Source organism: Saccharothrix coeruleofusca (assembly GCF_017876325.1).
Lineage (GTDB): Bacteria > Actinomycetota > Actinomycetes > Mycobacteriales > Pseudonocardiaceae > Actinosynnema > Actinosynnema coeruleofuscum.
This window is the reverse complement of record NZ_JAGINV010000001.1, coordinates 106,858-127,811: the sequence shown is the minus strand read 5'-3', so window position 1 is coordinate 127,811 and position 20,954 is coordinate 106,858. Positions and strand designations below refer to the sequence as shown.

At 74.9% G+C, this 20,954-nt stretch carries 22 protein-coding genes; 8 read left to right on the top strand and 14 right to left on the bottom strand.

The genetic code is table 11. From position 1 onward, the window contains the following. Positions 1-39: 39 nt before the first annotated feature. The 4 genes from JOF41_RS00660 to JOF41_RS00645 all read right to left on the bottom strand — a co-directional run bounded on the left by JOF41_RS00660 (position 40) and on the right by JOF41_RS00645 (position 5,909). On the bottom strand, positions 40-1,041 hold the full coding sequence (locus JOF41_RS00660; protein ID WP_209615304.1) for a cobalamin-dependent protein: 1,002 nt from the start codon (positions 1,039-1,041) through the stop codon (positions 40-42). Beyond that, entirely contained in the window at positions 1,038-2,594 is a 1,557-nt protein-coding gene (locus JOF41_RS38070) for a PP2C family protein-serine/threonine phosphatase (RefSeq protein ID WP_209615301.1), read from the bottom strand. The genes JOF41_RS00660 and JOF41_RS38070 overlap by 4 nt, the downstream gene beginning before the upstream one ends. A 180-nt stretch (positions 2,595-2,774) precedes the next feature. Then, entirely contained in the window at positions 2,775-4,220 is a 1,446-nt protein-coding gene (locus JOF41_RS00650; RefSeq protein WP_209615298.1) for a serine hydrolase, read from the bottom strand. A gap of 99 nt (positions 4,221-4,319) precedes the next feature. After that, complete coding sequence (locus JOF41_RS00645; protein WP_307867147.1) at positions 4,320-5,909, bottom strand: alkaline phosphatase family protein; 1,590 nt, start codon at positions 5,907-5,909, stop codon at positions 4,320-4,322. 76 nt (positions 5,910-5,985) lie between these two features. Here JOF41_RS00645 and JOF41_RS00640 point away from each other — a divergent pair, with 76 nt between their 5' ends. Further along, positions 5,986-6,714, top strand: coding sequence for a RibD family protein (locus JOF41_RS00640; RefSeq protein WP_209615292.1), 729 nt, complete (start codon positions 5,986-5,988; stop codon positions 6,712-6,714). Here JOF41_RS00640 and JOF41_RS00635 read toward each other — a convergent pair. After that, positions 6,639-7,085: a DoxX family protein gene (locus JOF41_RS00635; protein WP_209615289.1), complete on the bottom strand. Its 447-nt coding sequence runs from the start codon at positions 7,083-7,085 to the stop codon at positions 6,639-6,641. The genes JOF41_RS00640 and JOF41_RS00635 overlap by 76 nt on opposite strands. Beyond that, positions 7,078-7,800: a CDP-alcohol phosphatidyltransferase family protein gene (locus tag JOF41_RS00630; protein ID WP_209615286.1), complete on the bottom strand. Its 723-nt coding sequence runs from the start codon at positions 7,798-7,800 to the stop codon at positions 7,078-7,080. The genes JOF41_RS00635 and JOF41_RS00630 overlap by 8 nt, the downstream gene beginning before the upstream one ends. 43 nt (positions 7,801-7,843) lie before the next feature. On the opposite strand from JOF41_RS00630, the gene JOF41_RS00625 reads away from it, so the two are divergent. After that, on the top strand, positions 7,844-8,827 hold the full coding sequence (locus JOF41_RS00625; RefSeq protein ID WP_209615283.1) for a zinc-dependent alcohol dehydrogenase: 984 nt from the start codon (positions 7,844-7,846) through the stop codon (positions 8,825-8,827). After that, the gene (locus JOF41_RS00620; protein ID WP_209615280.1) at positions 8,814-9,503 is read left to right on the top strand and encodes a creatininase family protein; all 690 of its coding nucleotides are present in this window, start codon (positions 8,814-8,816) and stop codon (positions 9,501-9,503) included. Before JOF41_RS00625 ends, JOF41_RS00620 begins: the two co-directional genes overlap by 14 nt. Here JOF41_RS00620 and JOF41_RS00615 read toward each other — a convergent pair. The 4 genes from JOF41_RS00615 to JOF41_RS36505 are packed head-to-tail and all read right to left on the bottom strand — an operon-like array spanning position 9,426 to position 12,593. After that, entirely contained in the window at positions 9,426-10,385 is a 960-nt protein-coding gene (locus JOF41_RS00615; RefSeq protein ID WP_307867146.1) for a lysylphosphatidylglycerol synthase transmembrane domain-containing protein, read from the bottom strand. The two genes, JOF41_RS00620 and JOF41_RS00615, sit on opposite strands and share 78 nt — an antisense overlap. After that, positions 10,382-11,161, bottom strand: a complete 780-nt coding sequence (locus JOF41_RS00610; RefSeq protein WP_209615277.1) for a class I SAM-dependent methyltransferase — start codon at positions 11,159-11,161, stop codon at positions 10,382-10,384. Before JOF41_RS00610 ends, JOF41_RS00615 begins: the two co-directional genes overlap by 4 nt. Next, positions 11,158-12,198, bottom strand: coding sequence for a glycosyltransferase family 4 protein (locus JOF41_RS00605; protein ID WP_307867144.1), 1,041 nt, complete (start codon positions 12,196-12,198; stop codon positions 11,158-11,160). Before JOF41_RS00605 ends, JOF41_RS00610 begins: the two co-directional genes overlap by 4 nt. Further along, entirely contained in the window at positions 12,195-12,593 is a 399-nt protein-coding gene (locus JOF41_RS36505) for a 6-pyruvoyl trahydropterin synthase family protein (protein WP_244989811.1), read from the bottom strand. Before JOF41_RS36505 ends, JOF41_RS00605 begins: the two co-directional genes overlap by 4 nt. Before the next feature lie 89 nt (positions 12,594-12,682). On the opposite strand from JOF41_RS36505, the gene ribA reads away from it, so the two are divergent. After that, entirely contained in the window at positions 12,683-13,312 is a 630-nt protein-coding gene (gene ribA / locus JOF41_RS00600; RefSeq protein ID WP_209615274.1) for a GTP cyclohydrolase II, read from the top strand. Positions 13,313-13,334: 22 nt separating this feature from the next. On the opposite strand, the gene JOF41_RS00595 is transcribed toward ribA, so the two are convergent. Next, positions 13,335-14,585, bottom strand: coding sequence for a hypothetical protein (locus JOF41_RS00595; RefSeq protein ID WP_209615269.1), 1,251 nt, complete (start codon positions 14,583-14,585; stop codon positions 13,335-13,337). 37 nt (positions 14,586-14,622) lie between these two features. After that, positions 14,623-16,071 carry a MocR-like pyridoxine biosynthesis transcription factor PdxR gene (pdxR, locus tag JOF41_RS00590; protein ID WP_209615266.1) on the bottom strand — a complete coding sequence of 483 codons (1,449 nt, stop codon included), beginning with the start codon at positions 16,069-16,071 and terminating at the stop codon, positions 14,623-14,625. Positions 16,072-16,181: 110 nt separating this feature from the next. On the opposite strand from pdxR, the gene JOF41_RS00585 reads away from it, so the two are divergent. From JOF41_RS00585 to JOF41_RS00575, 3 genes are read left to right on the top strand one after another with little or no spacing between them, the layout of a single operon-like run. Continuing rightward, a complete protein-coding gene (locus tag JOF41_RS00585; protein ID WP_307867142.1) occupies positions 16,182-16,799 on the top strand; it encodes a mycothiol-dependent nitroreductase Rv2466c family protein in 618 nt (205 codons plus the stop codon). After that, positions 16,799-18,085: an MFS transporter gene (locus JOF41_RS00580; RefSeq protein ID WP_209615263.1), complete on the top strand. Its 1,287-nt coding sequence runs from the start codon at positions 16,799-16,801 to the stop codon at positions 18,083-18,085. Before JOF41_RS00585 ends, JOF41_RS00580 begins: the two co-directional genes overlap by 1 nt. After that, positions 18,079-18,693 (top strand): DUF4360 domain-containing protein, encoded by a 615-nt coding sequence (locus tag JOF41_RS00575; protein ID WP_189222405.1) that lies wholly within the window; start codon positions 18,079-18,081, stop codon positions 18,691-18,693. Before JOF41_RS00580 ends, JOF41_RS00575 begins: the two co-directional genes overlap by 7 nt. Positions 18,694-18,771: 78 nt before the next feature. On the opposite strand, the gene JOF41_RS00570 is transcribed toward JOF41_RS00575, so the two are convergent. After that, positions 18,772-19,623 (bottom strand): SDR family oxidoreductase, encoded by an 852-nt coding sequence (locus JOF41_RS00570; RefSeq protein WP_307867141.1) that lies wholly within the window; start codon positions 19,621-19,623, stop codon positions 18,772-18,774. A 92-nt stretch (positions 19,624-19,715) separates the two neighbouring features. Between JOF41_RS00570 and JOF41_RS00565 the strand changes: the two genes are divergently transcribed. Next, entirely contained in the window at positions 19,716-20,291 is a 576-nt protein-coding gene (locus tag JOF41_RS00565) for a TetR/AcrR family transcriptional regulator (RefSeq protein ID WP_209615260.1), read from the top strand. A 248-nt stretch (positions 20,292-20,539) separates the two neighbouring features. Here the strand turns inward: JOF41_RS00565 and JOF41_RS00560 are convergent, their stop codons facing one another. Continuing rightward, positions 20,540-20,788: a WGxxGxxG family protein gene (locus tag JOF41_RS00560; protein WP_189222411.1), complete on the bottom strand. Its 249-nt coding sequence runs from the start codon at positions 20,786-20,788 to the stop codon at positions 20,540-20,542. Positions 20,789-20,954: the final 166 nt, after the last annotated feature.

The following is a 20,954-nucleotide window of genomic DNA, read 5'->3' as shown; positions in this document are numbered from 1 at the left end:
CGCTGTTTGCTCAACGTCACAGCCCTTGCGAGGGTCTTGTCAAGCTACCCGGACGACCTGGCGACCGTGGTCGAGGTGGCGCAGCGCCCGTGGGTGGTCCTCCAGCACCCGGCTCATCGCGCTCATGGCGACCTCGGTCGAGGCCACCGGGACACCGCGGGCGGCGAGCACCTCGGCTGTCCAGGCCATGAACTCGCCGAACAGCTCCACGTCGTCGACGTAGACCGAGGCGCTGAGGAAGTCCACGATGTGCCCGACGTCCTCCAACGTGGCGTCGAGCCTGCGCTCATCGTAGCCCCGCATCGGCGGGAACCGCTCGTACAGGGCGTCCACCGCCGCGCCGATCAGCTCGGCGCGGCGGATGCGCAGCGCGGCGTACTCCGGGTCGGCCCGCCGCGGCGGGGCGGGCTGGGCGGTGCGCCGCCACTCCGGGTGCTCCAGCAGCTCGGCGGCGGCCGGCGCGGTCGGCGCCCAGCTGTCCACGCCCAGCTGCTTGGCCCACCGGCCGTCCGCGCCGAAGCCGCGCCCGCCGACCAGCACCGGCGTCCCGGTGGCGCGGCAGGCGGCGACCACCTGGTCGGCGCGCGGCAGGCTGCGCGACAGGGTGCAGCTCAGCGCGACCGCGTCCGGGCCGTGCTCGTGCAGGTAGGACACCAGGTGGGCGGTGGGCACGCTGGCGCCGAGGAAGGTGACCCGCCAGCCCCGGCCGCGCAGCACCTCGGCGACGATGCGCGGCGGCACCGCGTGCCACTCGCCGTCCAGGCACGACACGACCACGTGGCCCTTGGTCGGCGGCACGTCGACGCGGCTGCCGACCGCCGCGATGACCCGCTCGTTGATCGCGGTGGCGGCGTGCTCCCTGGCGACGCTCCACTCGTTGACCTGCCACCGCCTGCCGACCTCGGCCTGCGCCTCGGCGACCAGGTCGAGCAGCACGGTCTCGGCGGGCACGCCCCGGTCCAGCAGCCGCAGCGCCACCGCCACGGCCGCGCGCTCGTCGGCGGCGGCCAGCGCCGCCATCAGCTCCTCGCGGTCGGTCACGCCGCCGCCCGCAGGGCCAGCACCGCGATGTCGTCGTGCTCGCGGCCCGCCAGCCACTCCTGCGCGCCGAGCACCACCCGCTGCGCCACGGCCGTGGGCGGCATCACGTGGCAGCCGGTCAGCAGCGCGGCGAGCCGCTCGGCCCCGAACAGCTCCGCGCCGTCCGCGCCGCCGCGCGCCTCGGTGACCCCGTCGCTGTAGAACACGCACACCTCGCCGGGGCGCAGGTCGACCTCGACGGTGCGGAACGACGCCGCCGGGAGCGCTCCCACCAGCATCCCGCCGACCTCCACGAACTCCGCCCGGCCGTCGCGGCGCAGCACCAGCGGCGACAGGTGCCCGCCGCCGGTCAGCTCCAGCCGGATGCCCCCGTCGACGCCCACCTCCGCGTCGCCGAGCACGGCGGTGACGAACCACCGCCGGTCGACGGGCGCGTTGTCCAGCAGGGAGCTGTTGAGCACCTCCAGCGCGCGGCGCGGCTCGACCGGCACCCGCCGCAGCGCGCCCAGCGCCTGGCGGACGACGCCGCTGGTCACGGCCGCCTCCACGCCCGTGCCGACCACGTCGCCGAAGACGAACGCGGCCCCCGCCCCGGACGGCACCACCTCGTAGAAGTCCCCGCCCAGGCTGCCCACGCCGGTGGCGGGCCGGTACTCGGCGCCGAACGCCAGGCCGGGCACGTCGGGCAGCGGCGCGGGCAGCAGGCCGCGCTTGAGCACGGCGGCGGTGCGCGCCTGCTCGGCGTGCGCCCGCGCGGCGGCCAGCGCCGTGCCCGCGCGGGTGGCGAACTCCTCGAGCACCTCGCCGTCGGGGTCCTCGACCGCCTGCGCCTCCCCCGACAGCCACAGCACCAGGGCCGGGCCGGGGGCCTCGGCGCCGCGCAGCGGCACGGTCACCGCCTCCACCGCGCGGCTGAGGTCCACGTGCCGGTGCGCGCCGAAGTGCGCGGCGTGGTGCCGCTCCACCCCGCCCGCGGTGCCGTCCATGGCCTCCACCAGCGCCGGCGGCAGCTGCTCCGAGGTCCACCGGCCGACCTGCGGCGTCGCCCCGCGCACGCCGTGCACGTACTCGCCGGTGGGCAGCACCACGGTCGCCGCGTGCCCCAGCTCGGCGGCCAGCTCCACCACGGTCCGCGCGGTCCTGGTCGGGTTCAGCGACAGCCCCAGCTGCCTGCTGGCGCGGGCCAGGAACCGGCTGCGCGCCCGTTCGGCCAGCATCGCGTCGTCGCGGGCCCGCCGCGCGGTCACGTCCCGCAGGTGCCAGGCGGTCCATCCGCCGCCCAGCTGCCGCCGCCGCCCCACCAGCGCGCGACCGCCCGCCGACGCCTCGAAGGCCGCCTGGCCGCGCGCGGCGGCCGCGGCCAGCTCGGGCACGGCGGAGTCGGTCAGGGAGCCGCCCTCGGCGACACCGGGCGCCAGCCGCCGCGCCTCGGCGCTGACCTGTCGGACGACGCCCCGCTCGTCGCACACCACGATCGCGAGGTCGAAGCCGTCCAGCAGCCGCATGGCCCAATCAGCGGTGGACGGCTCCTGCGGTGGGGGTTGCGGGGGCACCGCCTCCACCTGTGTGGCAGGGCGTGGCCTCTCCTCGTTCAGGACCACGTCCGTCACCGCCTCGGCGTTGTGGTGCCAGCACACAACGCGGCGAAGCGTGCCTCAGAGCAAGTATCGTACGCGCGCTAAAGGGGGCGGAAGGGGCGCTCGGTCCCCTTCCGCCCCCTTCAGGGCGCTCGTCTAGCGCAGACCGGCGACGATGCCGTCGATCGCCTTGCCCAGCGCGGCGTACTTCTCGGTGTAGAGCACGGGGAAAACGCCCTCCGGGTCGGCCGGGCGGTGGTGGTCGACGTAGTCGGTGCCCAGGTTGCAGAACACGACCACGACGTAGTTGCGCTTGTCCGCGCCCTGGATCGAGCGGACGATGCCCGCGTCGCTGCCGGTGGTGTCCACCCAGCCGGTCTTGTGCGCGAAGGTCACCTCGGCGGCGGCGTCGCACGGCCGCACGTCGCGGTCGTACACCGCGCCGCCCACGGTCATGGTGCCGTCGGCCGGGTCGACCCAGCGCTTCGGCGTGACCTGCGGGATGCCCTGCTGCGGGTACTCCCGGCCGCACCAGTTGGTGGTCGAGAGCATCTCGTTGTGGCCCTGCTCACCGAGGGTCCTGAGGAACAGGGCGCGGGAGGCGGCGCTGAGCGCGTCCCTGGTGACCGGCTTGCCCGCCGGGGTGGTCCACAGCGTGCCGGGGCCGCCGTTGACCAGCAGCAGCAGCTTGGCGGTGTCGATGCTGCTCATGTTCGACCCGATCCAGCGCCCGCCGTTGTCCGGGTTGGTGCCGGTCACCATCAGCGTGGGCATCCCCAGCTCGACGAACGAGGCGTTCATCGCGTCGATCGCGCGCAGGTCGTGCAGCATCTTGATCAGCGCGCAGGTGGACCCGTTGTCGGACATGGTGAGCATCGCGTCGAAGTACTGCCGCACCGGCTTGGCGGTGGGGCCGCCGCAGGCCGGGTTGAGCGTCACCGGCTGGTAGGAGTACTCCGCGTCCAGGTTCACCCGGCCCTGGTCGGCCAGCCGCAGCACGCCGAAGCCGACCATGAGCTTGAGCACCGAGCCGGGGTAGGGCGAGGAGAAGTCGATGGGCGCGTTCTCCCGGCCCGCCAGCACGTCCCTGCTGCCCCGGCCGCCGTTGACGTCCCACTCGGTGTCGTCCCACCAGCGGTAGCGCACCTTGTCGGTGGACAGGCCGCGGCGGTCCAGCGGCACCACGACGCCCTGCGGGTGCTGCGGGCTGAGCAGCACGTCGGCCATCGCGACCGGTCGGCCCTGGTCGTCGAGCTCGATCACCGCGGCGTCCAGGTTGGGCGTCTGGTGCAGCGGCCTGGGCTCGGCGGCGGCGGTGCTGAACCGGGTGGCCGGTCCCCACTCGGTCGAGTCGTACTTCTCCGCCGCGCCGGTCCGGGAGGACCTGGCCACCGCGGCCGAGAGGTCCGGCGGGGTGAGGTCGACCACGTCCTTGAAGTCCTGCGCGACGATCGCCTGCCGCAGCGCCTCGGCCAGCCGCTTGCTCGCGTCGGCCTCGACGGTGCTCGCGGGCGCGCCGGTCGCCGAGGTGAGCCCGCCCGCCAGTGCCGACGCGGTCAGCAGGGCGGTCGCGGTGAGCAGCCCGCGCTTGAGCGTTTTCATCCAACCCCCAGTGGAAGCGATTCGGTGCGGCCGACCGTAGAGGATTGCTCCAGTGGTGTGAACCACAGGGGGTGATCAGTCCACAAAGGACCGGTCAAATCAGCTGAAAGCGGTGAGGAACCTGTCCCGGAAGGAGTTCATCGGCCAGACCGGGGCGTCCGGGTCCGGCCGCAGCCCCTCCGACCAACCCCAGTCCGAGATCCGCGCGAGCACCGCCGGGTCGCGGGCGACCACGGTGACCGGCACGTCCCTGCCCGCGTCCGCGCCGGTGACGACCTGCGCGGGCTGGTGGTCGCCGAGGAAGACCAGCACCAGGTCGTCGTCGCCGTGCTCGATGACGTAGGACACCAGCGCGTTCAGCGAGTACCCGATGGAATCGCCGTAGTCGGCGCGCACCCGCGCCGGGTCGCGCCCGAAGATCGCGTCCGGCGCGTCCTCGCCCGAGGCCGTGCCGTGGAACACCGAGCCGTCGCCCAGCTCGTCCCAGCCGACCGGCCTCGGCGTCGGCGACCACGGCGCGTGGCTGGTCACCAGCGGGATCGTGGCCATCACCGGGCCGGTGGCGGCCGCCCGCTCGGCGCGCTGGAACGCCGCCAGGGTGTACTGGTCGGGCGTGGTGGCGTAGCCGAAGCGCGGGCCCCGGTAGCCGAGGTCGGCCGCGGCGTAGATCCGCTCGTAGCCGAAGAAGCGCCCCTCCGGCCAGGCGCGGGTGATCCCCGGCACCACGCCGACCGACCGCCAGCCCGCGCGCCGGAACGCGCCGCTGAGGGTGAGCCGGTCGCCCGCCACCAGGGTGTCGTAGCGCTGCTGGTTGTCGATCCACAGGCCGGACAGCAGGGTGGCCTGGGCCAGCCAGCTGCCGCCGCCCGCCGTCGGCGAGGTCAGGAAGCCGCTGCGCGCGGCGTACCCGGCCTCGGCCAGCCGCCGGGTGCCCGCGTCGAGCACCTCGCGGACCCCGGCCGACAGCCGCGGGTCCTCGACGGCGTCGCGGCCGTAGCTCTCCACGAAGGCGAGCACGACGTCCTTGCCGCGCAACGCGGTCAGCAGCCGCTCGCCGGGGGTGTCGCGGAAGGCGTCGACGGCCGCGTCGACGGCGAACGCCCGCTGGTCCTGCCAGCTCTCGCGGACCTGGCGGGCGTGGCCGTGGACGAACGCCACCGCGTCGCGGGAAGCGATTTCCGCCCCCGGCACGGCCAGGCTGATCCAGACCACCACGAGCACGGCGACCGCGCGCGTGGCCGCGAGGCGGTGCCGCGAGACGACCCCGCCCAGCCGCGAGACCGCCAGCGCCATCAGCACGACCACGGCCAGCACGAGCAGGCCGGCCAGCACCACGGCGGCGATCGTGCCCGCCCGGCCGGCGGTCACGTCCAGGAACTCCACCGCGGGCCGCAGCAGCGGCCAGTCCAGCACCGGGTCGAACGGCCGGTACAGGACCAGGTCGAAGCCGATGTCGAGCACCTTGAGCACGAGCAGCAGGCCGAGCAGCGCGCCGCCCGCCAGAGCCGCCACCGGTCGTGCCCGCTGCGGCAGGACCACCAGCAGCACCACGCCGAGCAGCGCCTCCACCGGCAGGCGCAGGAACGCCTCCGGCGCGAAGAGGTCCAGATCGCTGGGCGCCAGCAGGGCGAACAGCACGAACAGCGCGGCCAGGGCGGTGATCGCCCGACCCGCGACCCGGCGTGCCACCACATCACTCCCAACCCGTCGGCTGATCCGGTAAACGGATGATCGCGCCCGGCGGTTCACCGCGTACCGTGTCGGCGTGACCCGTCCGCACGTCCTGCTGAGCGTCGCCATGAGCCTGGACGGCTACATCGACGACCGCAGCGAGCACCGCTTCCCGCTGTCCAACGCGGAGGACTTCGACCACGTGGACCGGCTGCGCGCGGAGTCCGACGCCATCCTGGTCGGCGCCGGGACGGTCCGCCGGGACAACCCGCGCCTGCTGGTCAACGACCCCCGGCGGCGGCGGGCCCGGCTGGCGCGCGGGCTGCCCGAGTTCCCGCTCAAGGCAACCGTGACCGCGACCGGCGACCTCGACCCGGACCGGCTGTTCTGGCACAACGGCGACCGGAAGGTCGTCTACACCACCGATTCCGGCGCGCGGCGGGCGTCGGCCGCCCTGGGCGGGCTGGCCGAGGTCGTCGCGCTGGGCCCGGAGGTCGACCTGGCCAGGATGCTGGACGACCTCGGCGGGCGCGGGGTGGGCAGGCTGATGGTGGAGGGTGGCGGCGCGGTGCACACCGCTTTCCTGGCCGCCGGGCTGGCCGACGAGGTGCGCGTGGCGGTCGCGCCCATGCTGGTCGGGCAGGCCGCCGCACCGCGCTTCGTCAACCCCGCCGAGTTCCCCGGCGGCCCCGCCCGCCGCTTCCACCTGGAGGACGTGACGCGGGTCGGGGACGTCGCGGTGCTGCGCTACTTCCCCAAGCGCGGTGCGGAAGCAGGCCCAGGGGAAGCCCCGGAAGAAGACCCCGGCGAAGACCGGGCGTAGAGGGCGATCACGGTGTCCCGCCGGACCAGCGCCACCACGGCGGCCAGGCCCAGCAGGGCGGCGGGCAGGCTCGCGTCCCCGTTGTCCACCAGGAACAACTCGGTGACGACCGCGCCGGTCATCACGCCCATCAGCCCGAGCGCGGCGAGCCCGCACAGGCGCGGCACCAGCAGGCCCACCGCGCCGCCGACCTCCAGCACCCCGGTCAGGTAGCGCAGCCACTGGCCGAAGCCGATCCGGTCGAACTTGTTCACGAAGTCGTCGCCGAACAGCAGCGAGCCGCTGTAGGCGAAGTAGGCGGCGAGCGCGAGTTGCAGCCCCCACACCAGAACGCTGACCGCGGTGCGCGCGGTGGCCGTTCGCTCAGCCATGACGGACCCCTTCCATCGCGTTGTGCCGCAACCACAGGGTGTCGCGGCCGAAGGACCACAGCAGCGCCGCCAGCGCGAGTCCCACCAGGACCGCGCCGTGCGGGACGACGCCCGCCGCGGCGACGACCAGGACGACGCCCTGCGCGGCGGCCACGGCCTTGCGCGCGAAGCTCGGCGGCAGCGCGCCGCGCAGCCAGCGCAAGCCCCAGGAGGCCGCGACGAACGCGTACCGCAGCGCGCCGATGACCAGCACCCACGGGCCCAGCTCCAGCGCCACGTGGGCACTGAGCACCAGGATCAGGAAGGCGTCGACCTCCATGTCGAACCGCGCGCCCAGCGGCGAGGCGGTGCCGGTGCGCCGGGCCACCCGGCCGTCGACGAAGTCCAGGGCGAGCGCGACCGAGGCGAGCACGACCAGCAGCGCCGTGGGCACGTCGTGACCGAGCCGGTCGGCCACCAGCGCGGCCACCCCGCCGACCAGCAGCGCCCTGGCCAGGGTGACCCGGTCGGCCGGTCCCAGCGCCACCGCGCCCGCCCGGTGCGCGGCCTGGCCGAGCAGGACCGGGGTGGCCAGCGCGTAGGCCAGGCCCACCAGCAGGCCCAGCGGGCCGAGGCCCACCGCGACGTCCAGCGCGCCCAGCAGCAGGACCTGCGCGCCCGCCCAGGCGACGGGCTCCCGCACGGCCGCCGCGGTGTTGTGCTGAAGTGTGGTCATCGCGCCCCTCGTGGCAGTGGGCCCCGTTTTCGGAGGTTGTTAGATGACACGTGCGGCAAGGGCCCTTTGGTTCACCTCGGCCGGGAAGTGCGAGGTCAGGCCGGTGGCGGTCGGCGAGCCCGGCCCCGGCGAGGTGCTGGTGCGCACGCTGTGGTCGGGGATCAGCCGGGGCACCGAGGCGCTGGTGCTGCGCGGCGGCGTCCCGCGCAGCCAGCACGAGGTGATGCGCGCGCCCTTCCAGGAGGGCGAGTTCCCGTGGCCGGTGAAGTACGGCTACCTCAACGTGGGCGTGGTGGAGGCCGGCGCGCCGGAGTTGCTGGGACGCACCGTTTTCTGCCTCTATCCACATCAGACGCACTACGTGGTGCCCGCCGACGCGGTGACCCCGGTGCCGGACTCGGTGCCCGCCGAGCGGGCGGTGCTGGCCGGGACGGTGGAGACCGCGGTCAACGCCCTGTGGGACGCCGCGCCGCTGCTGGGCGACCGGGTCGCCGTGGTGGGAGGCGGGATGGTGGGGTGCGCCGCGGCGGCGCTGCTGGCCCGGTTCCCCGGCGTCCGGGTCGAGCTGGTCGACACCGACCCGGCCCGCGCGGACGTGGCCGCCGCCCTGGGGGTGGGCTTCGCGCCGCCGCAGCGGGCTCGGGGCGAGTGCGACCTGGTGATCCACGCCAGCGCCACCGAGGCGGGTCTGGCGCGGTCGCTGGAGCTGCTCGCGCCGGAGGGCCGCGTGGTGGAGCTGAGCTGGTACGGCGACCGGCGGGTCAGCCTGCCGCTCGGCGAGTCCTTCCACTCGCGCAGGCTCACCGTGCGCGGCAGCCAGGTCGGCGTGGTGGCCCGTCCCGATCGGACGTTCGCCCAGCGCATGGCGCTCGCGCTGGACCTGCTCGCGGACCCGGCGTTCGACGCGCTGATCACCGGGCAGAGCCGGTTCGACGAGCTGCCCTCGGTGCTGCCGCGACTGGCGGGCGGGGAAGTTCCGGCGCTGTGCCACCGGGTTGACTACGGTCAGGCCCATGCTTCCGCTTGACACCACCGCCGACGTGCGCGACCGCGGCGCGCGGGTGGCCGTGCTGCCCATCGGCAGCCACGAGCAGCACGGCCCCTTCCTGCCGCTGGCCACCGACACCGTGATCGCGTGCACGATCGCGCGGGAGGTCGCCGCCGCGCACCCGGTCCAGCTGCTCCCGCCGCTGGCGATCACGTGCTCGCAGGAGCACGCCGGGTGGCCGGGGACGGTGAGCATCTCGGCGCGGACGCTGCACGCGGTGGTGACCGACATCGCCGAGTCGCTGCGCCGCTCCGGCGTGCCGAATCTGGTCCTGGTCAACGCGCACGGCGGCAACTACGTGCTGTCCAACGTCGTGCAGGAGGCCGAGGGCATGGCGCTGTTCCCCGGCCGGGCGGACTGGGCCGCCGCCCGCGCCGCCGCCGGGATCGAGACCCCGTCGGGCGGCGACATGCACGCGGGCGAGCTGGAGACCTCGATCCTGCTGCGCTTCCACCCGGAGCTGGTGAAGCCGGGGTACGAGACCGCCGACCACCTGGCCGACGACCGGCGGCACATGCTGACCCTGGGCTTGGCCCCCTACACCGCCTCCGGTGTCGTCGGCCGCCCCTCGCTGGCCTCAGCGGACAAGGGCGAGGCCCTGCTCGCCTCGCTGGTCGAGTCGTTCGGGCAGTACCTGGCGGTGCTGGACGGGTGAGCCCCGGCGCGGCAGCACCAGGACGCCGGGCAGGCTCGCGATCAGCGCCAGCACCCCGTAGACCACGCCGGTGGTGAACCCCTGCGCGGCGCCCAGCCCGGCCGCGCCGAAGGCCACCGCCAGGAACGCCTCGCGCGGCCCGAAACCGCCGACGTTGACCGGCAGCGCCATCACCAGCAGCGCCAGCACCAGCAGCGGCACGAGCCGCGCGGGTGGTGCCCCCACCCCGGCGGCCCGCGCCGCGACGAGGAACATCGCGACGTGCCCGGCCGTGGTCGCCGCCGACAGCAGCACCACGGCGGGCAAGATCTTGCGGGACAACAGCTCGCGCCCGTCGGCGAAGGTCGCCGCCAGCGCCCGGCGCACGCGCGGCAGCAGCAGGGCCACCGCCGCAGCGGGCACCAGCGCCGCCGCGACCCCGACACCGGGCGTGAAGTCGAGCACGGGGGCGGGTCCGGTGAACAGCACCACGGCACCGATGGCGACGAGCACCACCTGCCCCGCCGCGCGTTCGAAGAACACGGCCCGCACGCCGCGCCCCAGGTCGCCGGACTGCCGTCCGTGGCGCACCGCGCGATCCACGTCGCCGAGCACGCCCGCGGGCAGCACCGCGTTGAGCAGCAGCCCCCGGTAGTAGTCGGAGACGGCCGCGCGCAGCGGCAGCGGAAGTCCCAGCCCGCGCGCCACCAGGCACCACCGCCACGCGCAGGCCACCGTGGTCAGCAGCCCGATGCCGAGCGCGGCCAGCGCCGACCCGGCGGTGACGGCGCGCAGCCCGTCCAGGAACGCGCCGGTGCCCAGCCGCCACGCCAGCGCCGCCAGCACGCCGACCGCCGGAACCAGCCGCAGCCACGGCCACAACCACGGCCACCGCCGCTTCACGGCAGGGCCAGCAGGTCTTGGTGGTGGACCACCGCGCGCAGCTCGCCGCCCAGCCGTCGCCGCAGGTAGTCCTCCGCTTCCGGGAGCAGGTCCGGCTCCTGCTCGCAGGCCGCGCCGACCCAGCCGCGCAGCCACCGCTCGGTCAGCTCCGCCTGCCCAGGCCCCAGCCGCCACGGGCTTGGCCGTGTGGACACCGCCATGCCGAGGTCCTGGAACGCCGCCACGGCCACCGGGACCGCGTCCGGGCCGAGCAGGGCGCGGCCGTGCTCGGTGCGCCGCTGGTGGGCGTTGAACGCCTCGGTGAACGCGGCGTCGAGCGGGTCGGGCGGGTCGAGCTCGACCCGCCCGATGACCGACAGCGTCAGCAGCGCCGGGCACCCGGCGCCCGCGCACGCCGCCGCCAGCGCGCCGACCTCGTCCTCGGTGAGCAGGTCCAGCAGCGCCGAGGCGGTCACCAGGGAGGTGCCCGCCAGGTCGTCGGCGCGCAGCGCGGTGAGGTCGCCCTCCCGCGTCTCGACGGTCACGCCGGGGCCGGTCACCGTCGCACCGGCCAGGGCGAGCAGGCGGGGGTCGCGGTCGTGCAGCACCCAGTGCTGCGGGCCGGGCAGCCGCCCGGACAGCCATCGTCCCATCGATCCAGTGCCACACCCGAGATCACGGATGAGCACGGGGGTCCGGTTCACAACGATCTTGCGCAGCGGGTCCACCAGCTCCCCCGCACGGGCCTGGGCATCGGCCTCCTCGCGCAGCGCCAACCACTCCGGAGCGAAAGTCATCCGCGCAGAGTAGCCAGCACCTCCGCGAGAGCCCGCGCGGTTTCGTCCCAAGTGGACAGTTCGGCGCGTCGCCGCCGCGCCGAGGCGCGCAGTTCACCGCGCCACCCGGCGTCGTCGAACCAGCGCCGCAACGCCCGCGCGAGCGCCCCCGCGTCCTCCGGCGGCAGCAGCGGACCGGCGTCGCCCAGCGCGTCGGGCACGGCGCTGGCCAGCACCGGGACGCCGCGCGCCAGGGCCTCGGCGACGACCATGCCGTAGGTCTCGGCGCGCGAGGGCAGCACGAACAGGTCGGCCGCGGCGTAGGCCCGGTCCAGCGGCTCGCCGCCCAGCGGACCGACCAGCGCCACCCGGTCGCCCAGGCGGTGCTCGGCGATCAGCCCGCGCACCCGCGCCACGTGCGCGCTCTGCGGCGCGGGACCGACGAACGCGCAGGTCCACGACCGGTCGGCGACCTCGGCAAGCGCTTGCACCAGCAGGTCGTGGCCCTTGCGCGGGGTCACCGAGGCGACGCAGAGCAGCCGCGACGCGCCGTCGGTGCCGGGGGCGAGCGGGGCGGGGTCCACGCCCGGCGCGACGGTGCGCACCCGCTGCGCCGCCAGGCCGTGCCGCCGGACCAGCCCGCGCGCCGCGCTGGGGCTGGTCGCCACGACCGCGCTCGCGGCGCGCAGCACCCGCCGCTCGGCGGCGTCCAGCTCGGCGGCGGTCGCGGGCGGCAGGCCGGTCTCGTCGGCCAGCGGCAGGTGCACCAGCACGGCCAGGCGCAGCCGGTCGGCGTGCGGCAGGAGCACGTCCGGCACCCCGCACGCGACCAGGCCGTCGAGCAGCACGACCGCGCCGTCCGGGACCTCGGCGAGCACCCGGCCCAGCTCGGCGCGGGCGCGCTGGTCCGGGCGCGGCCACGCGCCCGCCACGGCCGCTTCCCGCACCGCGACGCCCAGCGCGGCCAGCCCCCGGCAGACGCGCCGGTCGTAGACGTTGCCGCCGCTGGGGGTGTCCGGGTCGTCCACCCCGGCGGGCAGGACGACGTGGACGGTCACAGGGGACGTTCGTAGCTCGCCCACGCCACGTGCGACTCGTGCAGCGTGACCGCGATGCCCGCCAGGCCGCGCGCGCCCTCGCCCAGCGCGCCCGCGCCCACCAGGTCGGCGAGGCGGTCGGCGATGACCTTGGCCAGGTACTCCGTCGAGGTGTTGATCCCGGCGAACTCCGGTTCGTCGTCGAGGTTGCGGTAGTTCAGCGCGGACAGCACCTCGCGCAGCCGCTCGGTGGCCAGTCCGATGTCGACGACGATGTTGTCGGCGTCCAGCTCGGTCCGCTTGAACGTCGCGTCCACCACGAACGTCGCCCCGTGCAGGCGCTGCGCCGGTCCGAAGACGGCGCCGCGGAAGCTGTGAGCGATCATCACGTGATCGCGAACAGTGACGCTGAACAGGGTGACCTCCGACGGGTGATCGGGTTACGGTGCAATTACTGATCGAGCGTAGTGAACGCCCGGTCGGCGCCTGGTGACAAGGGGACCGGATGCACGAGCAAGCCATTGAGGACATCGCGGAGTCGGACCTGGTGACGCGGCGCGGCACGTTCCGCGCGGTGGCGTTCCGGGTGGACGGACACGAGCACATGGCACTCGTCCACGGCGGACCGGACCTGTCCGAGGACGTGCTGGTGCGCGTGCACTCCGAGTGCATGACCGGGGACATCTTCCGCGCGATGCGCTGCGAGTGCGGCGACCAGCTCGACGCCGCGCTGGACCGGATCATCAGCGAGGGCAGCGGCGTCCTGGTCTACCTCAGGGGCCACGAGGGGCGCGGCATCGGCCTGGTGGCCAAGGTGCGCACGCACGTGCTGCAGGACGAGCAGGGCCTGGACACCCTGGACTCGGCCACCAGCCTGGGGCTTCCGGTCGACGTCCGGGACTACCGGCCCGCCGCGCAGGTGCTGCGGCACCTGGGCATCCGCTCGGTGCGCCTGATGTCCAACAACCCCGACAAGATCGAGGCGCTGGAGCGGCACGGCGTCGCCGTGGTGGCCAGGGTGCCGCTGCTGGTGCCCGCCAACGACCACAACGTGGGCTACCTGACCGCCAAGCGCGACCGGCTGGGCCACGACCTGCCCCAGGTGGATCTGTTCTCCAACGCGGCCGACCGCTGAGCCCGCCGCTTCAGCCCGCTGCTCAGCCCTCCGCCGCGACCGCCCGCTCCACCAGGTGCTCGGGCAGCCCGGCGCGCTGCCCGAGCCACCGGACCCAGCGCGGCAGCATCCGCTGGACCTGCGGCGCGTCGGGGTTCAGGCGCAGGCTGTGCGGCATCTCGCGCCGGATCATCACCACCCGGCGCGGCGAGATCAGGTACCTGCTCTCCGGGAGGGTGGTCTCCATCCAGTGCTCGGCGATCGCGTCCACCAGCTCGGGGTCGGGGTCCTCGCCGTGGGTCTGCCGGTGCCAGGCGGTGAACGGCGCGGCCATCTCCGCGAGGTCGAACCGCTGGGACCAGTCGGGGGGCCGGGGCACGTCCAGGCCGCGATCGGCGAGCGCGGTGGCCAGGTCCTCGAACCTGCGGCGGGCGCGGAACCAGTTGTCGAAGACCTCCCTGTTCTCGTCTCCGACGACGAAGGACTCCTCCAGCGCGAGCTGCGCCAGCGGCGCCAGGTCGGACTCCTCGACCTCGGCCGGGACCGCGTGCTCGGCGGTGTCCCCCACCTCGGCCCGCCACGCCGCGACCGCCGCGTCCAGGTCGTCGAACACCCCCGGCGAGACCAGGTCGACGAACTCGCTCACGTCGTAGTCGAACAGGAACACCGACGGGTCGGTGTGGTCGGGGTAGGTGTACTCGGCGATCACCGCGCGGCGGGTGCCGTAGGCGTCGCGCAGCCGCCACCGCCGCCCGGTGGCCCTGACGCGCGGCATCAGGTCGAGCCAGCTGGGCACCTCCGCGAGCGGTCCCAGCCGCGCCGCGCACAGCTCCACCGCCTCCCGCGCCCGCGCCGTGGCCTCGTGCGGCAGGATCGACAGCAGCCCGTTGAGCAGCCGCCACGGCCCCTTCCACGCGCCTGCCTCCGGCCGCTCGGCTTCCTCGACCACCCGGTCCACGGCCAGCGTCACCAGCGCGTCGACCCACTCGCGGAACTGCAGTCCCTGCCTGTCCTCCACCACGGCCTGGTGCATCGACGCGCCGAGCGCCTCGCTGACCGCCTGTTCGAGCTGCCGGGGTCCGCGCGCCGCCACGACGGCCTCGCCCCGGTCCAGCACCGCCAGCGCGGCGGGCTCGAACCACTCCGGGAACTCCGGCTCGTCCTGGCCCGCCATCCGCTCCAGGTCCCGGAGCAGGGCCTGGTCGGCGGCGGAGGAGCCGAACGGGGCGGAGCCGCCCCTCTTCTTGCCCTTCTTGCCCTTCTTGCCCTTGCGACCGCGCGAGACCGGCGACATGCGGTGCAGGGTAGTGCCCCGGCGCGGGAGCGGCCGGTCAGCCGGGCGGCCGGCGGAAGTGGTCGGCGAGCAGCCGCAGCCCCTCGGTGACGCCCTCGGCGGTGACTGCGCCGTAGCCGAGGACCACACCGGGCCGCGGCGGCCCGTCGGCGCAGTAGGCCGCCAGGTTCTCCACCGCCACACCCGAGGCCCGCGCCGCGCCCAGCACCGCCGCCACGTCCGCGTCCACGTCCGGCTTGAGCGTGGCGGCCAGGTGCAGCCCGGCGGCGGAGGGCACCGCGTCCAACCAGTCGGCGAGGTCGGCGCGCAGCGCGGCCACGACGCGCTCCCGCCGCTGGGCGTAGACGCGGGTGGCCCTGCGGACGTGCCGCGACAGCTCGCCGGAGTCGATGAAGCGCGCGAGGGCGGCCTGCCCGATGTGGTCGCCGTGCCAGTCGGTGAGCCGCTTGGCCGCGCGCAGGGCGGGCCGCAGCGCGGCCGGTGCGATCAGGAAACCCAGCCGCAGCAGGGGCAGCAGCGTCTTGGAGAACGTGCCGACGTAGACGACCCGGCCTGTGCGGTCGAGGCTCTGCAGCGGTTGCAGCGGCCGGTCGCCGAAGCGGAACTCGCTGTCGTAGTCGTCCTCGACGATCACCGCGTCGCGCCGCGCGGCCCACTCCAGCAGCGCCGCGCGCCGGGTCGGCGACATCGGCACCCCCAGCGGGAACTGGTGGGAGGGCGTGACGTGCACCAGGCGCGCGGTGTCCGGCAGCGCGTCGACGACCAGCCCCTCGCCGTCCACGGGCACCCCGACCACCCGCGCGCCCAGCGAGCGGAACAGCAGCCGCGCGGCGGGGTAGCCGGGTTCCTCGACCGCGACCAGGTCACCGGGTTCCAGCAGCACCCGGCCCAGGAGGTCCAGCGCCTGCTGCGCGCCCTGGGTGACCAGCACGTCCTCGGCGTCCGCGCGGACGGAGCGGGAGACCCCGGTGTGCCGGGCGACGGCCTCGCGCAGGCGGGGGTGCCCGCCGGGGTCGGCGTAGCCCGCGACCGCCCGCACCGCCGAGGCCCGCAGCTCGTCCGCGACCAGGCGGCGCCAGGTGGCGAACGGGAACAGGCCCGCGTCCGGCGCGCCGACCCGGAAGTCGTGGACCGGCGGGGTGTCGCCCGTCGGGGCGGCGACCGCCGGGGCGACCTCGTCCCACACCGGGCGGGGCCGCACCCCGCGTCCCCCCGGCGCTCTCCGGGCGGTCACCGGGGCACCCGTCCGAGGGGTCGCCACGAAGGTGCCCGCCCCGACGCGGGCGACCACGAACTCCTCGGCCGCCAACCGCTCGTAGGCGACCGCGACGGTGTTGCGGGCGACCGCGAGCCCTCGCGCCAGCTCCCTGGTGGGCGGCAGTCGCTCGCCGGGCCGCAGCCTGCCGTCCAGGATGGCGTCGCGCACCTGGTGGTAGATGCGGGAGGCGAGGTCGCCGGGGCCGTCGAGGGAGACGTGCAGGTCCACCGCCGGAACCTACATTGGCCCGATCAACCTGCCGGAGATTGGCACTTCTGCGGGCCAATCCGAGGTCGTTGACTGTCCCCGCCCGAGGACAGAGCGATCGAGGAGTTCCGGTGACCGTCGCCGACATGTGGTTCGACCCGAAGTGCCCCTGGGCGTGGAACGCCTCGCGGTGGCTGCTGGAGGTCGAGCGGGTCCGCGAGGTGGAGGTGCGCTTCCACGTCATGAGCCTGTGGCTGCTCAACGAGGGCGGGGACGGGCTGCCGGAGTGGTACCGGCGCTGGCTGGCCGACACGCTCGGCCCCGTCCGGGTGCTCGCCGCCGCCGAGCGCGAGCACGGCACACCGGTGCTGCGGGACCTCTACACGGCGATGGGCGAGCGCATCCACCACCGGAAGGAACCGATCGGCCGCGACCTGTGCGCGGACGCGCTGGCGGAGGTCGGCCTGGCCGCCGACCTGGCCGACGCCGCCGAGGTCGCCGACCACGACGAGGCGCTGCGGACCAGCCACCGCGCGGGCCTGGACCCGGTCGGCGAGGACCTCGGCACCCCGGCCATCCACGTCACCGGACCCGACGGGGCGGTCAACGCCTTCTTCGGCCCGGTGGTCAGCCCGGTGCCGCGCGCCGAGGCGGCGGGCGCGCTGTGGGACGGGGTGCTGGCCGTCTCCGGCACGCCGGGGTTCTTCGAGCTCAAGCGGGGCCGCACCGGCTCCCCCCGCGTCGACTGATGGCCGGGCTCGTCCCGCGCACCGGGCCGCTGCGGGTGCTGGTCGCGGCGCAGCTGGTCAACTCGGTGGGCGACGGGGCCTTCTACACGTGCTCGGCGCTGTTCTTCACCCGGCTGGTCGGGTTGTCCGCGACGCGGGTCGGGCTGGCGCTGACGGTGGGCTGGGCGACCGCCATGGTGGTGGGGGTGCCCCTGGGGCGGCTGGCCGACCGGTTCGGGCCGCGCCGCACCGCCGTGGCGCTGGCCGCGGTGACCGCCGCGGCTCTGGGCGCGCTGCTGGTCGTGCGGTCGTTCCCGCTGGTGGTGCTGGTGGTCTGCGGGTACGCCTGCGCCCAGGCGGGGCTGGCCTCGGCCCGGCAGGCGCTGCTGGCCGGGCTGGTCGCGCCCGCCGAGCGGACCGGGGCGCGGGCGCGCCTGCAGTCCGCGCTCAACGCGGGACTGGCGGTCGGCGCGGGGCTGGGCGCGCTGGCGCTGCACTTCGACACCGCGCAGGCGTACCTGGCGGTCTTCGTCGCGGACGCGGTGGGTTTCCTGGCCGCCGCGCTGCTGCTGCGCCGCCTGCCCGAAGCTCCCGCGCCCGCCGCCGGACCGCGCCCCACCGTGCTCCGCGACCGGCCGTACGTGCTGATCACGCTGCTCAACGCGGTGATGTGCCTGAACATGCCGCTGCTGAGCATCGGCCTGCCGCTGTGGGTCGTGTCGCGCACCGACGCTCCCGCGCCGGTCGCCGCGCTGCTGCTGGTGCTCAACACGCTGGCCGTGGTGGTGTTCCAGGTGCGCGTGGCCGGGCAGGTGACCGACCTGCGCACCGCCACCCGCGCGACCGGGCGGGCGGGGTGGCTGATGCTGCTCGCCTGCGCCGCTTACGCGCTGTCCGGTGGCGGCCTGGGCGCGGTCGCGGCGGTGGTCGTCCTGGTGACGGCCGCCGCGGTGCAGGTGTTCGGTGAGATGTTGCAGGCCGCGGGCGCGTGGGAGATCGGCTTCGGCCTGGCCCCACCCGACCGGCAGGGCCAGTACCAGGGCTTCTTCGGCACCGGGCCGCAACTGGCCCGGACCGTCGGGCCGGTGCTGCTGACCGCGCTGCTGGTGGGCTGGGGCACGCCGGGCTGGTTGGTGCTGGGCGGGCTGTTCCTGGTCGCCGGGGTCGCGTTCGGGCCCGTCGTGCGCGAGGCCGAGCGAGCACGCGGGATCGACTGTCCGGTGGAGTCTCAACGCGCGGGCTCCCCGCTACCGTCTGGTCCTGCCGCCGCCACCGAGCTCACGGACCAGAGAGGCTCCTCATGCTGACCACGACAGCGGCAACGCTCTTAGCCGTTTCCGCACTGATCCCGATCGGCTCGACGGCCGACGCCGAAGCGCCCACGCCGCGCGTCGACGTGGTGACCGTCAACGGGTCGGGCTGCCCGGCGGGCACCGCGGAGGTCTCCGCGACCGGCCGCACCTTCACCGTCTCCTACAGCTCCTTCTTCGCCCAGGCAGGCGACGGGGCGGACCCCGTCCACCTGCGCAGGAACTGCCAGCTGAGCATCCGCGTCAGCCTGCCCGCGAACTACACCTACGGCCTGGCCCGGCTGTCCTACAACGGCTTCGCCCACCTGGAGGCGGGTGCGACGGCCCTGCACCGGGTCAGCACCTACTTCCAGGGCACCTCGCCCACCACGAGGCTGGACACCCCGTTCACCGGCCCGATGAGCCGGGAGTGGACCGCGACCTACCGCCCGGCCCCGGCGGACATCGCCTACTCGCCGTGCGGCGCGGACCGCAACCTCAACATCAACGCCGAGCTGCGGGTCTCCCCCGGCAACTCGGACCCGTCCCGGCGCAGCTTCATCGCGGCGGAGTCCAGCAGCGGCACCTTCACCACCAAGTACGAGCTCACGACGCGCCCTTGCTGAGCGCCCACCGCCAGGGCTGAGCGCCACCACCGCGGCGAGCCCTGCCTCGCTCGCGGCCGTGGACCGGTGAGTGCCGGATCACCGGGTGAAGGCGACGGACGCCGCGAGGTCCCGCTGGGCTTCCAGCGCGGCGAGGCGCTCGGTGAGCGCCGCGCGGACGGCTTCGTAGGTGTCCGGGCCGAGGGCCAGGCGCAGCGGCGGGTTCGGGTCCCGCGTGGTGTCGTAGATGGCGGCGGCCAGCCTGGCCGGGTCGCCGATGAGCACGCTGTCGTCCGCGTTCTCCACTTGGCGCCGCATCCGGCCGACGGCGCTGTCCCGGTAGGCGGCCGACTCCTCGGTGCGGTGCAGTGCGGAGACGAAGCCGGTGCGGGTGCCGCCCGGCTCGACCAGGGTGAGGCGGACGTCGAAGTCGGCGACTTCGCCGCTGACGCTCTCGGTGAAGCCCTCCAGCCCCCACTTGCCCGCGTGGTAGGCGCTGCCTGCGGGCAGGGCGATCTGCCCGCCCATGCTGGTGACCTGGATGATCCGACCCCCGCCCTGCTCGCGCATCGGCCCCAGGAAGGCCCTGGTGATCAGCATCGGGGCGAGCAGGAGGACCTCGACCTGCTCGCGGATCTGCTCCGGGGTCATCTCCTCGGTGGCGCCCAGGACCCCGTACCCGGCGTTGTTGACCACGACGTCCACCGCCCCGGCGCGCAGGGTCCGGCCGACCACTTCCTCGACGTCGGCCTGCCTGGACAGGTCGAGGGTCTCGACCACCAGCCGGTCCCCGTGCTCCGCGCGCAGGTCCGCCAGCGCCTCGGGGCGGCGGGCGGTGGCGGTGACCCGGTCGCCCCGCTGGAGCACGTGCCGGGTGAGGTGGCGGCCCAGGCCGCTGGAGGCACCGGTGATGAACCAGTGGCGCACGGTCTTGTCCGAGGTGGTGGGCACAGGAGGCTCCTGGGTTAGGGTGTTACCGGAATACGTTCCGCTTACCACCTAACCGGAATGCGTTCCGGAACGCAAGCCTCCGGAGGAAACCCATGCCCACGCCCGCCCGCCGCACCAGGAGCGACGCGCTGCAGAACCGGGAACGCCTGCTCGCGGTCGCCGCGCGGGTCTTCGCCGAACAGGGGCTGGACACCGCGCCCGCCGCCATCGCCAAGCAGGCGGGCGTCGGCGTCGGCACGCTCTACCGGCACTTCCCGACGCGGGAAGCCCTCATCGACGCCGCCTACCGGCGCCAGCTCACCCGCGTCTGCGAGCTGGCGGCCGACCTGGTCACCGAGCACCCCGCGGCGACCGCCACCCGGCTGTGGACGCGGCACTTCCTCGACTACGTCACGACCAAGAGCGGCATGTCCGCGGCGCTCGACGCGGTCATCGCCTCCGGGACCGACCCCTACGCCGACAGCCGCGCCCTGCTCACCGACGCCGTCGCCACCCTCCTCGAAGCGGGCGCCGGGGACGGCAGCCTGCGCACCGACGTCACCCCCGACGACGTGCTGCTCCTCATGGGCGGCCTCGCCCACAGCGCCCAGCACGCCACCGAGGAGCAGGCAGGTCGGCTCATCGACCTCCTCATGGACTCGCTGACCAGGAACACCGCCGCGAACTGACCCGCGCGCGGCAAGAGGCCGCCCACCCGGTCGGTGGACGGCCTCTCACCCGTGGTGCGGACGGCGGTGGTCGGACCAGGCCACCGCCACGATCCGGCGGTCGATCACAGCAGGAGGTTCAGCAGGACGGTGAGCAGCAGCGATGCCACCACCGAGAGCACCAGCGCGGTGAGGCACCCGGCACGGCCACCCGCGAGCTCAACGCGGGTGCTGCCGAAGCGCACGGCCGGACCCGCCGTCCGCCGAGGTCACCGACCGGCCACGCGGTGATCGGTTGCCTGGTGCTTCTTGCGCATCAAGCCAGCCAGGCCCAGCAGGCCGAGGAGACCCAGCAGACCCCAGTTGCCGCTCCCGCTGTCGTCGTTGTTGTCGTCCTGGGCGATCACCGCGGTCACAGCCCGCGACGCGGTCTCGTCAGCGGACGCCGTGGCCGCAGGCACACCAGCCAGAGCCGCACCGAGGACGAGTGCCGCCATGAGGCGCTTCGCGCTGTCCATGTCGTCTCCTCCGGTCGATCGGTAGTGGAGATGCCACGGGTACCGCTGATGTGGTCGTTCATGTGCCCAACCGAGGAGGAATACCCGTGTGAGTGACAGGCGGTCCGTCACTTCACGCTCGTCCGGTGCCCGACGCCCCGCGGAGCCCCGGCGTCAGCCGCTGCCG